Origin of the sequence: Muricoccus radiodurans (assembly GCF_050154705.1) — a bacterium.
Classification (GTDB): domain Bacteria; phylum Pseudomonadota; class Alphaproteobacteria; order Acetobacterales; family Acetobacteraceae; genus Roseomonas; species Roseomonas radiodurans.
This window is the reverse complement of record NZ_CP189561.1, coordinates 592,507-605,161: the sequence shown is the minus strand read 5'-3', so window position 1 is coordinate 605,161 and position 12,655 is coordinate 592,507. Positions and strand designations below refer to the sequence as shown.

Below are 12,655 nucleotides of genomic sequence, written 5' to 3'. Positions count from 1 at the left end.
CGGCTCAGGCCGGCTCCTCCTTCCGGCGGCGGAGCCAGGCGATGTGGCGGCGTAGCCCGTAGATGCGGTCGGCATAGCTGTCGGGCAACTTCAGCTCCGAAGCCTCCTTCTCCAGCGCGTCCAGCTTCGCGATCGTCCGCATGGACAGGCCGGCCTTGCTCTCCTCATCCACCTGCCGGACCTTATGGTAGACCCGGTAGAGCTGACGCTCCATCTGCCAAGTGTAGATGGAGGGCGCGAAGCGGGCGAGCGGCAGCAGCAGCGTCACCAGCGGGATGATCAGGACCCAGAGCCGGTCCACGGCCACGGCCACCCAGAACGGCAGGTAGCTCTGCAGGAAGGAGGGTCCCTTCTCATAGAAGCGCTGCGCGTCCTCCTGCAGTGGCACCTCGTTGTTCTGGCCGTTCGGGAAGCGGCCCTCCGGCGAGAAGAGGGTGCGCTGGCGGTGCGTGTCCCGCAGGATTCGCATCATCAGGGCCGCTACCTGCGGGTTCAGGTCCTTGCGCGCGAGGAGGGACGCCGCCGGCGCCATCATCGTCACATCCCCCCGCGGAAGGTCCTCCGCAAGGCTGAGCGCCGCGTTCGGCAGCCGCACGGGGTGGAGGTAGGGGAGGTTCGCGGCGTAGGCCTCGGCCCGGCTGCCGAAATTGAGGAGGTTCACCCCTTCCGTCCGGATGAGCCGGTTGATCGCGTCGGTCGGGACGGCGGAGACGAAGATCGCGGCCTCGATGGTCCCGGCCGCCAGCGCCTCGGCCGCCTCGTTGCCGGCCAGCGGCACCGGCTCGATCGCGTCGGCGCGCAGGCCGTTCGCCTCGAGCAGGGCGAGCGCGAGCACGCGCGTGCCGCTTCCCTCTGGCCCGACGGCGACTCGCTTGCCGCGCAGCGCCTGCACGGGGCGGGCCCCCTCCGGCTGGTTCCGGATGAAGACCCAGGCAGGCTCGAAGAAGACCTGTCCCATGGTGACGAGGCCGGCCGCGTTGTCACGGGACGGAACGCCGCCCTGCACGAGCGCGAGGTCCACGCGCCCTTCCCGCAGGAGCCGGAGGTTGTCGACGGAGCCCTGGGTGGGCACGCGCTCGACCTTGAAGTGCTCCTGCTCCAGCGCGCGCGCATAGGCCGCGACGGTCTGGGTGTAGGCGCTCTGCGGATCCGTGGAGACGGCCAACCGGAGCGTGTCCGGCGGTGCCGGCGAGACGAATCGGAAGGCGACGAAGAGACCGATGGCGGTGGCCAGGATGACCAGGCCCCAGCTCCGAAGAAAGGCTTTGATGGCTTCCCACATGCCATCGCAACGGTGATCCCGTGAGCGGGTTTCGAAGCTTCGAAACCTGTGCGGGGCGGCTTACGTTGCGGGTCTGTGATCCCCAGGCGGACCGGATGGCCGGCCGCCGAGGCACGCAGAGCAGGAGACACGCATGTCCCGGAAGTTCGCGGCGCTCGGCGCCGTTCTCGCCTTCTGTGCTTTCACCGCCATCGCCCACGCGCAGAGCGGTGAGGGCGACGGCTCGGCCCGCCCGCCGGGTTCCCGCGGCGCGGCCGCTGCGATGGGCGGCGGTCCGCTCGGCACCACCACGGGCACGCCGGGCGCGGCCTCGCTCGACTCCGGCCGTTCCACGGATCGGACGGCGCAGGCGATGACCGGCCGTCGTGGCCGCATGATGCGCTCCAGCGGCCGCACGATGCGGCAGCAGGCCGCGATGCGCCGCCAGATGGCGATGCGCCGCGGGGGTGCCACGCGCGCCGCGGCCGGGTCGGATGCCGCTTACCAGGGTGGTGGCGCCGTGTACGACCGCCTGCCGGACGGCTCCCTGCGCCCGGCCAACTGAGCCGGTGCAGCGCCTTCGCCGGCGCTGAACAGCGACGCCGCCGGGTCCTCCCGGCGGCGTTCGCATGTCCGAGGTCTACCGGTTCAAAAGCAGGTCCGGGAGCCAAGTCACCAGGCGCGGCCAGGCCGTGATGATCGCCACGGTTACGAGCAGCATCGCGAAGAAGGGCAGCGACGCCCGGGCCACCATTCCCTGTTCCCGCCCTGTCAGGCCCTGCATGACGAAGAGATTGAACCCGACAGGCGGGGTCACCTGTGCGATCTCGACCAGCAGCACGATGAAAATGCCGAACCAGACGAGATCGAAGCCGGCCGCGGTCACCAGCGGCACAGTGATGGTGGTGGTCAAGACGATCATGCTCACCCCGTCCACCACGCAGCCGAGGATGAGGTAGACGACCGTGAGGATCGCGATCAGGCCGTAGGGGCCGAGCTCCATGGCCGCCACCCCGCTGGCGAGCGCCGCGGGAATGCCAGTCAGAGCCATCGCCTTGGTCAGGAAGGCGGCGCCCGCCAGGATGATGTTGATCATGCAGGACAGGCGGGTGGCGCCCGTCAAGCTCTCCATGAAGGTCTGCCAAGACAGGGTGCGGGTGACCGCCGCCAGCACGAGGCTGCCCAGCACGCCCACCGCCGCTGCCTCGGTCGCGGTCGCCCATCCCGCGAACATCGAGCCGATCACCACGATGATGAGCAGGACGCAGGGGATGAGCTGCGCCGAGGCCCGCAGCTTTTCCCCGAAGGTCATCCGCGGCTCGGCCGGCGGCTGCTTCTCCGGGTTCAGCAGAGCCCAGCCGACGATGTAGCTGCTGAACAGCGCCATCACGATCAGCCCCGGGATCAGCCCGGCGATGAAGAGCCGGATAATGGAGGACTGCACCGATACCGCATACACGACCATGATGATCGAGGGCGGGATCAGGATTCCGAGGGTGCCCGAGGTGGCGAGGCTGCCGATCGAGAGCGTCTCGTCGTAGCCCCGGCGCTGAAGCTCGGGCAGCGCGATCTTGGAGATGGTGGCGCAGGTCGCGGCGGAAGAGCCGGACACCGCGCCGAAGATGCCGCAGGCAAAGATGTTCACGTGCAGGAGCCGTCCCGGCAGGCGCCGGAACCAGGGCGAGAGGCCGTTGAACAACTCCTGGCTCAGCCGGGTGCGGAAGAGGATCTCGCCCATCCAAACGAACATCGGCAGGGCCGCAAGGGTCCAGGACCCCGTGCTCTCCCAGAACGCGGAAGCGAGGAAGAGACCCGGCGTCGGATTCACTAGCGCCGTCGCGACGTAGCCGACGGCCGCTAGGCTGAAGGCGATCCAGATGCCGCCGCCCAGCAGCACCACCATGAAGATCAGCAGGAAAATACCGAGGGTCAGGAGGTCGGCCATCGGTCAGCGCTCCGCCGAGTACTCGCCGCGCGCGGCCCGAGCCTCCGCGGCGGCGATGTAGGAGGTCTTGTGGCCGGCCAGGACCGCGAACAGATCGTCCAGGATCGCGACGAGAAGGATTCCGGAGCCGATCGGCATGGCGAGCTTCGGGATCCAGAGCGGAATAGGAACCGTGCCCTGCGCCACCTCCTCGATCTCGAGGGAGAAGAGCGCGTCCTGCGCTGTCCACCAGGTGATATAGGCGACGCCCGCGCCGGTCAGTAGCAGGGCGACGATCTCCTGCACCCGCCGGGCGCCCGGGGGGAGCGTCTCGATCAGCATGCCCACCCGGATCAGCTCGGCCCGGCGGAAGGCATGGCCGAGCGCGAAGAAGGTGGTGGCGACGCAGAGATACGCGACAAGGTCATCGGCCGCCGGCAACTCCCGCCCCAGCTCACGCAGGATCACCCCGCCGACCATGATAACGAAGATGCCGAACAGCGCGATGGCGGCCAGCACGGCGCTCGCGCCATAGAGCGCGTCGAGCGCCCGCCGGATCACGGAAGCCCCGCCGCTCAGGCGCGGTACGCGTTGATCAACGCCCGGCCATCGTCGCCCGCACGGGTCAGCCACTCATCCACCATGGTGCGGCTGACGCGGGCCATGCCTTCCATTAGGGCCGGGGTAGCCTGAGCGATCGTCATGCCACGCTGACCCAGGATGGCCTGTTGCGACTCGGCGGCTTCCTTCGCCATGGCCCAGCCGCGGGTCTCCGCGGTCGCGGCCGCCTCGCGCACCGACCTCTGCTGGTCCGCCGGAAGCGCCTCCAGCGCCCGGCGCTGCACGAAGACGGCATTCCGGGTGAAGGTGAAGCCGATGGGAGTGAAGACCTTGGCATAGTCCCAGGCCTGGGTGTCCACGCCCGTGGCGGCGGAGGTCACCATGGCGTTCACCACCCCTGTCGCGAAGGCCTGCGGGATCTCCGCCGCCTGCACCAGCGTCGGCGCCGCGCCGACGAGGGTCGCGAAGCGGTTCGTCATCACGTTGAAGGTCCGCATCCGCGTGCCGCGCAGCGCCTCGATGCTCTCGACCGGCGTGTTCGTGTAGAAGCCCGAGGGCGGCCAGGGGACCATGTAAAGCAGGCTGATGCCCTGTCGCTGGAAACGCGCCTCGATGTAGGGGCGAGCGAGGTCCATCAGCTTCTTCGCCTCGTCGAAGTTGGTGACGAGCTGCGGGATGCCATCCACCTCGAAGAACGGATCCTCGTTGCCGTAGGCGGAGAGGAGGATCTCTCCGAGCTGCACCTGACCCTGCTGCACGCCACGCTTGATCTGCGGCATCGGCAGGAGGGTGCCGTTGATGTGCAGCGTCGGGTTCAGCCGGCCGCCGGTCGCTTGGGAGAGGTCGGCGATGAAGGCGCGGACGTTCCGCGTGTGGAAGTTGCTGTCGGGATAGGGGGTGGCGAATTGCCAATTGGCCTGCGCCGAGGCCCGGCCGATCAGCGCCGCACTGCCGGCGGCGGCGCCGGCCGCGAAAAGGGTCCTGCGGGCGATGGCCATGATTCTCGCTCCCTGTCTCGTTCGATGGGTCGGGTCGCGGCATCTTCGGCACCGGTCGCCGGGGCTGACAAGAGCGTGTGCGGCGTCCGCGATGGGGCGCCGACGCGGACTGCCCCCTAAGCGGGCAGCCCGGCCAGGCGCCGGGCGGCCTCTGCCACGGCGGCGGGCGTCAGCGCCCCGATCGGGTCGCACCGAAGGAAGTCGGACCGCGCGCCGCGCGGCGCGCAGAGCGCGGGATCGCTCTCCGGCCCGAAGACGGCCAGGGTCGGGCACCCGGTGGCCGCGGCCACATGGGTGGGCCCCGTATCGTTCCCGACCGCCAGGACGGCGCGGCGCGCGAGGGCGGCGAGTTGCGGCAGGTCCGTCCTCCCGGTGAGATCAACCGACTCGGGCGCCGCGGAGGCAATCGCCTGGGCCAGGGGCGCCTCGGCCGGGCCGCCGATGACGACCGACGGCATGCCCATCGCGGCGGCCAGCGCGGGGAAATGGGGCCATCGCTTGCCCGGCCGCTGCGGGCTGGCGCCGGGGATGAGCAGCGCGTAACGCGGCGGCAGCGCGAAGCCCGACAGGTCGCCATCGAGCCAGGCGAGGTCCGGCTCCGGAAATTCGGTGATCCCGGCCATGCGGAGCTGGTCTCGCTGCCGCTCGACCGTGTGCATCGCGTTGCGGTCGGGATTGGCGTGCGGATGGCTGGCCCCGCCGGCGATGCCCGACCATTCCGCCCGCCGCCCCACCAGCAACCGGTACCGGGACGAGCGCGAGGATGTCTGGAGGTCATAGACCCGGTCGAAGCGGCCGCCGCGCAGGCGGCGCGCGAGGGTGAACAGGCCGTGCAGGTCCCCGCCGGCCGGGCGCCCCTCTGCCCACACCTCGTCGAACCAGGGGCTGCGCTGCGCCAGGGGCGCGTAGGGCGGCGTGGTCAGCAGCGTGATCCGCGCGCGGGGATGGTGCGCGCGGATCGCCGCGAAGGGCCCGAACGCCTGGACGAAGTCGCCCAGCGCCGCGAGCTTGATGACGAGGATCCGCTCGGTCACAGAAGCTCCCGGTACACGGCGAGGGTGCCGTCCTGCATGGCCCGCGTGGTGTAGCGCGCCAGCACCGCCGCGCGCGTCGCGGCGTCCATGGCGTGCCGGACGTCCGGCGGCATCGCCAGGGCGCGCGCGATGGCCCCGGCCAGCGCGCGATCGTCGCCCGGCGGCACGCGCCAGCCCGTGACGCCTTCCTCCACCGTCTCCCGCGGCCCCCCCAGATCCGAGGCGATGACGGGACGGCCCATCGCCTGTGCCTCGATGACGGTCCGGCCGAAGGCCTCCGCCTCCGTGCTGGCGTGGATCACGAGGTCGGCCGCCAGGAACGCCGCCGCCATGTCGGACACGGGCCCGGGCAGCCGGACGTCCACGCCCAGATCACCGGCCTCCGCGCGCAGTTCCGCGACGTAGGCGTCGCGCCCCTGCGCATCGCCGGCCAGGACGACGACCGGGCGCGGCTCCGGCCAACCCGCCACGGCCCGGAGAAGGACTCCCTGCCCCTTCCAGCGGGTAAGCCGCGCGGGCAGCAGGATCACCGGGCGTCCGGGAGGGAGCGACCAGGCGCGACGCAGCGCCTCGATCCGGTCCGGCGCCACCGTGTCCGGGTCGAAGCGGACGGGGTCCACGCCGCGCGGGATCACCCGCAGCCGGTCCGGGCCGACGCCGTGGCGTGTCCGGACCACCTCGGCGATGTGCTCGCTGATGGCGATCACCCGGTCGCCGCGCGCCATGACGGAGTTATAGAGCCGCTTGCCCGGAAAGCCTTCGTTGTAGGTGCCGTGATAGGTCGTGACGAAGCTCGCACCCGTCGCGCGCGCCGCCATCAGAGCCGACCAGGCCGGAAAGCGGCTACGAGCGTGCAGGATGCGCACGCCCTCCGCCCGGACGATGCGGCGCAGCGCCGCCGCGTTGGACAGCAGCGCGGCGGGGGATTTCCGGTCGAGTGGCAGGGTCAGGTGCCGACCGCCGACCGCCTCCACCTCCGCCGCCAGCGGACCGCCGGCCGAGGCCACGAGCGACCGCAACCCCGCACCGGCGATCGCCTGCGCGATCTCCACCGTGCCGCGCTCCACCCCGCCGGAGACGAGAGCGGGCAGCACCTGCAGCACGGCGGGCGGGGCGTCCGGCATGGCCGGGGCTGTAGCCGCGGGCGCGGCCCGCGTCAGCCCCCCTTCACGCCGCCGGCTGTCAGCCCCTCCACGATCTGCTTCTGGGCCACCAGCGTCAGCAACAGCACGGGAAGGGTCACCATCAGCGCTGCGGCCGCGAGCGGGCCCCAGGACAGCTGCTCGAAGGTGAGCATGTTGTTCACGGCGACCGGCAGCGTGCGCGTCTCGCGCCCCGCCAGCACCACGGCGAAGATGAAGTTGTTCCAGGAGAAGATGAAGGACAGGATCATCGCGACGGTGATCCCCGGCCGGGCCAGCGGCAGGGCCACGTGGCGGAAGGCCTGCCAGATGGTGGCGCCATCCACCAGCGCCGCCTCCTCCAGCTCTCCGGGAAGACCCTCGAAAAAGCCGATCATCACCCAGACGACGATGGGCACGGTGATGACGAGGTGGGTGATGACGATCGGCGCCAGGGTGCCCGTCAGCCCCAGCCACTGGAACAGCAGGAAGAGCGGGATGAGGTAGGACAGGCCGGGCGTGATCCGGGCGATGAGAATCAGCACCGCCGCGCGCGTGGCCCGCATCTTCGCGATGCCGTAGCCCGCCGGCACCCCGATCAGCAGGGCGATCCCCGTCGCGCCGAAGGAGGTCACCACGGAATTGATGGTGTAGCGCAGGAAGTCGTTCCGCTCGAACACGGCCACGAAGTTGTCGAGGATGGGCGGGTTCGGGATGAAGACCGGGGGATAATCCGTGTTGTCCAGCTCCGTCTTCAGGGAGAGGGACAGCATCCACAGGAACACCAGCGCCGCCGGGCTGACGAGCGCGATGACCGAGAAGGCGAAGCCGATCTTGCCGAGCCAGCGGCGGATCACATGGCCGCTCACATCGCGTCCTTCGCCCGCGCGCGGGTCCAGAGCAGCACCATCGCCAGGGCGACGATCAGGGTGAAGAACACCACCACGACCGCGCTCGCATATCCCATGTTGTAGTAGGCGAAGCCCTGCAGATACAGGAAGATGTTGATCGTCTCGCTGGACGTGCCCGGCCCGCCCTGGGTGATGACGTAGATCGTGTCGAAGGCCTTCAGCGCGTCGATCGTGCGGATGATCAGCGCCACCACGATGAAGGGCATCAGCAACGGCAGGGTGATGTGCCGGAACGCCTGCCAGGACGTCGCGCCGTCGATCTTCGCGGCCTCGTAGGGGTCCTGCGGCAGCGAGGCCAGCCCGCCGAGCACGATCAGCATCACCAGCGGCGTCCAGTGCCAGACCTCCACGATCACCAGGGTCGGGATCACGGTCGAGGATTCATACACCCATAGCGACGGCGGCAGCCCCACCGTCGAGAGCAGCCAGTTCAGCACGCCGAGCTGCGGGTGGAACATCATCGTCCAGACGAGGGCCACCGCCACGGGCGTCGCCATCATCGGCAGGATGAAGACCGTACGCGCCAGGCCCCGCAGCGGGAACTTCTTCTGGAAGCACAGCGCGGCGGCCACCCCCAGGATCATCGGGAAGACCACCGCGAGGGAGGTGAAGTAGAGCGTCCGGACGACGGACCAGAGGAAGCGCTCATCCGTGAAGAGCTTGGCGTAGTTGCCGAACCCCACGAAGGAGTGCCCTCCCCCCACCTTCCAGTCGTGGGCGGACATGTAGAGGGTGAAGAGCCAGGGAAAGAGGATCACGGCGACGATCACCACGGCCGCCGGCAGGATGAACCCGCCGTAATGGCGCGCATAATTCCGCCGCCGCGCCAGAACCTGGCCGGTGGTGACAGCAGTGGCGACCGCCGCCCCGCTCACGACGCCCGCTCGGACTGCTCCAGCACGGGACGGAAGGCATCCGTCGCGCGCTTCAGCTCCGTCGCCACGTCGGCGCCGCCGATGGTGTTCGTGAGCGCGATGCCGATCGTGTCGCGGAACTCCGTCACGGGCACGATCTCCGGCAGGCCGGGCCGGCCGATCTGCTGCGACTTCAGCACCGTCTCGAACCATTCGCGCCCGAAGGGCGAGTTCGCCATGGCGGAGGCATCCGTGTAGAGCGCGTCCCGCGGCGGGGTGCCGCCGCCGGCGGCGAGGATGCGGCCAAGCATCGTCTTGCCCGTCATGAACTGCGCGTAGAAATAGGCCGGTCCCTGCTTGCTGCTGGTGCGGGTGATGCCGATGCCGTCGCCGAAGATGGCGGAGTGATGCGCCTTCGGCCCCGGCGGTACCACGGCGAAGCCCACATCCTCCACCACGCGGGAGCGCTGGCGGTCCAGAACCGGCATGGCAAAGCCCACGCCATCCAGCCACATCGCGACCCGGCCCTGCATGAAGCTCGTCTGGCACTCGTTCCAGTTGAAGCCGACGACGCCCGGCGGGGCGGTCTCCCGCAGCAGGGTCTTGTACATCTCGCCGGCCCAGACGGCGCCGGGGCCGTCGGTGGTCAGGCGGCCGTTCCGGTCCACCGTCTCCTCATCTTGGCCGAGCTGCCATGAGGTGAAGACGGGCACGTTCGCGTTCCGCAGCCCGCGCCCGACGAAGCCGTATTGCTGTCGCCGCGCATCGGTCAGCGCCTTCGCGTGCGTCACCAGCTCATCCATGCTGCGCGGGTCCTGCAGCCCGCGATCCCGGAAGAGCTTTCGATTATAGTACATGATCCAGAAGTCGATGTTCAGCGGCAGCGTGTCGATCTTGCCATCGGCCTGGGTGACGTAGCGCTTGCCGCCCTCACTGATCCCGGCCCAGTCGTAGTCCGGCGCGGTCATGTTCGCGTCAGACAGCATCGGCCGCAGGTCAGACAGCCAGTTCCCGCGGGCTGTCAGCCGCTTCTGCACGTGCAGCGCGATGGACACGACGTCGAAGGAGGCGCGGCCGGAGGCGAACTCGATCGCCACCTTCTGCCGGTGCTGTTGCTCCGGGATGGCCTCCGACCCGACCTGGATTCCGGTCAGCTCCGTGAACTCCCGGTGGTAGCGCTCCATCACCTCAGAGCGCGGGGAGCGGGTGAGCGAGACCTCGATCCGCTCGCCGCGGAAGCGGCGCCAGTCGAAGGTCGATTGCGCCCCGACCCGCTCCACCAGGGCGGGGGCGGCGAGCAGGCCGGCGCCGGCGCCCAGCGCGGTCCGGCGAGAGATGAGGGACATGGACACTCCTCCGCCGGCGTCTCGGCCGGTCCTTCGTGGGCCGGATGGTTCTCCCGCTTGGCCGCCGGCGCAAGGGCGAATAGAGGGGCCGGATGAACGAGCTTCGCGGCACCCTCGTGCGCCCGGACGGGGTCCCCCTCGCCTGGGCGGCCCTGCCCGGCACCGGCCCCGCGGTGGTCTTCCTGGGCGGCTTCCGTTCCGACATGGAGGGGACGAAGGCGATCCACCTGCGGGATGCCTGCGCCGCCCGCGGCCGCGCCTTCCTGCGGCTGGATTACTCCGGCCACGGCGCCAGCGGCGGCGACTTCGAGGACGGGACGATCGGCGCCTGGGCGGAGGATGCCGCCCTCGTCATCGGGGCCTGCGCGCCCGGCCCGGTGGTGCTGGTCGGCTCCTCCATGGGCGGCTGGATCGCGCTGCTCCTGACCCGGCGCTGGGGCGAGACCCGCGTGCGCGGCCTGATCGGCCTCGCCGCCGCGCCGGACTTCACCGAGGCGCTCATCCCCGCGGAGTTGACGGAGGCCGACCGCGCCACCCTCGCCCGGGACGGCGTGCTACGGCGCCCCTCGGCCTACGGCGAGCCCATCCCGATCACCGCCCGCCTGCTGGAGGAGGGCCGCGACCAGCTCCTCCTCGGCGCGCCGATCTCCTTTGCCGGCCCGGTTCGGCTGCTCCAGGGCATGGCGGACCCGGACGTTCCCTGGCAGCACGCCCTGCGGATCGTCTCGGCGCTGGCGGGCGCGGACGTGCAGCTCACCCTCATCAAGGACGGCGACCACCGCCTGTCACGGCCGGAGGACCTGGCGCTGCTGACCCGGACGCTGGACGCGCTGCCGGACTAACCGCCGCGCCGCTCGGCCGCGAGGACGGCGGCAAGACCCTCCCGCCAGGTGGGATAGTCCCATTCGATCCCCAGCGTCGCCTTCGTCCGCGCATTGGCCACGCGCCGGCTCTCCGACCAGAAGCTTCGGGCCATCGGCGACATCGTCCGCTCCGCCTCCTCGAAGGGAATGGCCGGTGGTGGGGCGACGCCGAGCATGTCGGCCGCGCCCTCCATCACCGTGGCGCTCTCCACGGGCAGGTCGTCCACGAGGTTCAGCACACGCAGACCAGGCGCGGGCGGTCTCTCAGCGGCGGCCAGCACGGCGCGGGCGATGTCATCCCGATGGATGCGGGAGAAGACGTGCCCCGGGCGGATCACCCGGCGCGCCGTGCCGTTCCGCAGGTCATCGAAGGCACTTCGCCCCGGTCCGTAGATGCCGCCGCAGCGGAACAGGTCCACGGCGGCGCGGCTCGCCAGGGCCCCCCAGGCCGCCTCTGCGGCCCGGCGGCGGACGGAGCGGGGCTGCGACGGCGCGGGCGGTGTCGTCTCGTCCACGGTCGCACCGCCGCGGTCGCCGTAGACCCCGGTGGTGGAGAGGTACCCGACCCAGCGCAGCGGCGCCGCCGCGATCGCCTCCCCATGCGCGGCAAGGACGGGATCTCCCCCCTCCCCTGGCGGCGCCGTGACGACGAGGTGCGTCGCACCTCGGAACGCCTCGCCCGCCTCCGCGAAGGGGACGGCTGTGAGGTCGTCCGGCGCCCCCTCCGGCCGCCGAGCCGTGCCGATCACGCGCCATCCCGCGGCCAAGGCCGCCCGGGCGATGGCGCCGCCGCTGTAGCCCAGCCCGACGATGACGAGGTTCCGATCCACGGCGCCCTCATGGCCCGGCGCCGCTTGTTTCGCCAGGGCCGCGGGCCGCGGCGATACCGCGGCGCGCCATTCCACCGTAGATTGCGCTCGATGCGAGTCCCGCTGCGCCCCGTGCTGGCCGGCGCCGCCGTGGTCCTTCTGCTGGCCGCCGCGGCGGGCGGCCTCTGGTTCACCCAAGGCGACCCCGCGCCCGAGCCGGTGCCCGAGGCGGCCGAGGAATCCCTGCCCCTCCCGCCCGAGCCGCCGCGCGTCGCCGATAGCCCGGAATACGAGGAATGCCTCGGGAAGCTCCGGGACGACGCCCAGGGCGCCCTCTCCTTCGCCGAGGCCTGGGAAGGGCAGGGCGGCGGGGACGGCGCGCGGCACTGCTCCGCTCTGGCCACCCTCGCCCTGGGCGACCCGCAGCGGGCCGCGACGCGGCTGGAGGCACTGGCGGCCCGCACGCCGGGCACGGCGGCGCGCGCCGCCATCTTCGGCCAGGCCGGGCAGGCCTGGACCGTGGCGGGCCAGCCCTCCCGGGCCTATGGCGCCTTCACCCTCGCGCTGGCGATCACGCCGAACGACGTGGAACTGCTGGTGGACCGCGCCATCGCCGCCGCCGCCCTCGGCCGCTTCGCCGACGCGCTGGCCGATGCGGACCGGGCGATCGCGCAGGATTCCTCCGTCGCCGAGCCCTGGGTCTTCCGGGCCGCGGCCCTCCGGCGTCTCGAACGCCCGCAGGAGGCGCTCCGCGACATCGAGCGGGCCCTCTCCCTCGACCCCGGCAACCCGGAGGCGCTGCTGGAGCGCGGCATCCTCCGGCAGCTCGCCGGCGACGAGGCCGGCGCCCGGGCGGATTGGGAAAGCGTGATCGCCGCCAGCCCCGACAGCGCCGCCGCCGACCTCGCCCAGCAGAACCTCGCGCTGAACGCGGCCGGCCCGGTCCGGCGCTAGGCCGGCCGGGCGCCCGCCG

General features: G+C 71.3%; 13 protein-coding genes. 3 read left to right on the top strand and 10 right to left on the bottom strand.

Going from position 1 to position 12,655, the window contains the following annotated elements:
• Positions 1 to 4: 4 nt before the first annotated feature.
• Positions 5 to 1,282, bottom strand: coding sequence for a TAXI family TRAP transporter solute-binding subunit (locus ACP6CK_RS03000; RefSeq protein WP_426957287.1), 1,278 nt, complete (start codon positions 1,280 to 1,282; stop codon positions 5 to 7).
• Between the two features lie 133 nt (positions 1,283 to 1,415).
• Here ACP6CK_RS03000 and ACP6CK_RS02995 point away from each other — a divergent pair, with 133 nt between their 5' ends.
• A complete protein-coding gene (locus tag ACP6CK_RS02995; protein WP_426957286.1) occupies positions 1,416 to 1,826 on the top strand; it encodes a hypothetical protein in 411 nt (136 codons plus the stop codon).
• A 75-nt stretch (positions 1,827 to 1,901) separates the two neighbouring features.
• On the opposite strand, the gene ACP6CK_RS02990 is transcribed toward ACP6CK_RS02995, so the two are convergent.
• The 8 genes from ACP6CK_RS02990 to ACP6CK_RS02955 form a co-directional block, all read right to left on the bottom strand.
• Positions 1,902 to 3,206, bottom strand: a complete 1,305-nt coding sequence (locus ACP6CK_RS02990; RefSeq protein ID WP_426957285.1) for a TRAP transporter large permease — start codon at positions 3,204 to 3,206, stop codon at positions 1,902 to 1,904.
• A 3-nt stretch (positions 3,207 to 3,209) separates the two neighbouring features.
• The gene (locus tag ACP6CK_RS02985) at positions 3,210 to 3,746 is read right to left on the bottom strand and encodes a TRAP transporter small permease (protein WP_426957284.1); all 537 of its coding nucleotides are present in this window, start codon (positions 3,744 to 3,746) and stop codon (positions 3,210 to 3,212) included.
• A gap of 14 nt (positions 3,747 to 3,760) precedes the next feature.
• Positions 3,761 to 4,744 (bottom strand): TRAP transporter substrate-binding protein, encoded by a 984-nt coding sequence (locus ACP6CK_RS02980; RefSeq protein WP_426957283.1) that lies wholly within the window; start codon positions 4,742 to 4,744, stop codon positions 3,761 to 3,763.
• A 116-nt stretch (positions 4,745 to 4,860) separates the two neighbouring features.
• Positions 4,861 to 5,778 (bottom strand): glycosyltransferase family 9 protein, encoded by a 918-nt coding sequence (locus ACP6CK_RS02975; RefSeq protein WP_426957282.1) that lies wholly within the window; start codon positions 5,776 to 5,778, stop codon positions 4,861 to 4,863.
• Positions 5,775 to 6,902: a glycosyltransferase family 4 protein gene (locus tag ACP6CK_RS02970; RefSeq protein WP_426957281.1), complete on the bottom strand. Its 1,128-nt coding sequence runs from the start codon at positions 6,900 to 6,902 to the stop codon at positions 5,775 to 5,777. The genes ACP6CK_RS02975 and ACP6CK_RS02970 overlap by 4 nt, the downstream gene beginning before the upstream one ends.
• A gap of 32 nt (positions 6,903 to 6,934) precedes the next feature.
• Positions 6,935 to 7,768: a carbohydrate ABC transporter permease gene (locus ACP6CK_RS02965; protein ID WP_426957280.1), complete on the bottom strand. Its 834-nt coding sequence runs from the start codon at positions 7,766 to 7,768 to the stop codon at positions 6,935 to 6,937.
• Positions 7,765 to 8,685 carry a carbohydrate ABC transporter permease gene (locus ACP6CK_RS02960; RefSeq protein ID WP_426957279.1) on the bottom strand — a complete coding sequence of 307 codons (921 nt, stop codon included), beginning with the start codon at positions 8,683 to 8,685 and terminating at the stop codon, positions 7,765 to 7,767. The genes ACP6CK_RS02965 and ACP6CK_RS02960 overlap by 4 nt, the downstream gene beginning before the upstream one ends.
• A complete protein-coding gene (locus ACP6CK_RS02955; RefSeq protein ID WP_426957278.1) occupies positions 8,682 to 10,010 on the bottom strand; it encodes an ABC transporter substrate-binding protein in 1,329 nt (442 codons plus the stop codon). The genes ACP6CK_RS02960 and ACP6CK_RS02955 overlap by 4 nt, the downstream gene beginning before the upstream one ends.
• 92 nt (positions 10,011 to 10,102) lie before the next feature.
• Between ACP6CK_RS02955 and ACP6CK_RS02950 the strand changes: the two genes are divergently transcribed.
• Entirely contained in the window at positions 10,103 to 10,852 is a 750-nt protein-coding gene (locus ACP6CK_RS02950; RefSeq protein WP_426957277.1) for an alpha/beta hydrolase, read from the top strand.
• Here ACP6CK_RS02950 and ACP6CK_RS02945 read toward each other — a convergent pair.
• Positions 10,849 to 11,703, bottom strand: a complete 855-nt coding sequence (locus ACP6CK_RS02945) for an SDR family NAD(P)-dependent oxidoreductase (protein ID WP_426957276.1) — start codon at positions 11,701 to 11,703, stop codon at positions 10,849 to 10,851. The genes ACP6CK_RS02950 and ACP6CK_RS02945 overlap by 4 nt on opposite strands.
• 90 nt (positions 11,704 to 11,793) lie before the next feature.
• On the opposite strand from ACP6CK_RS02945, the gene ACP6CK_RS02940 reads away from it, so the two are divergent.
• The gene (locus ACP6CK_RS02940) at positions 11,794 to 12,636 is read left to right on the top strand and encodes a tetratricopeptide repeat protein (RefSeq protein ID WP_426957275.1); all 843 of its coding nucleotides are present in this window, start codon (positions 11,794 to 11,796) and stop codon (positions 12,634 to 12,636) included.
• Positions 12,637 to 12,655 lie beyond the last annotated feature (19 nt).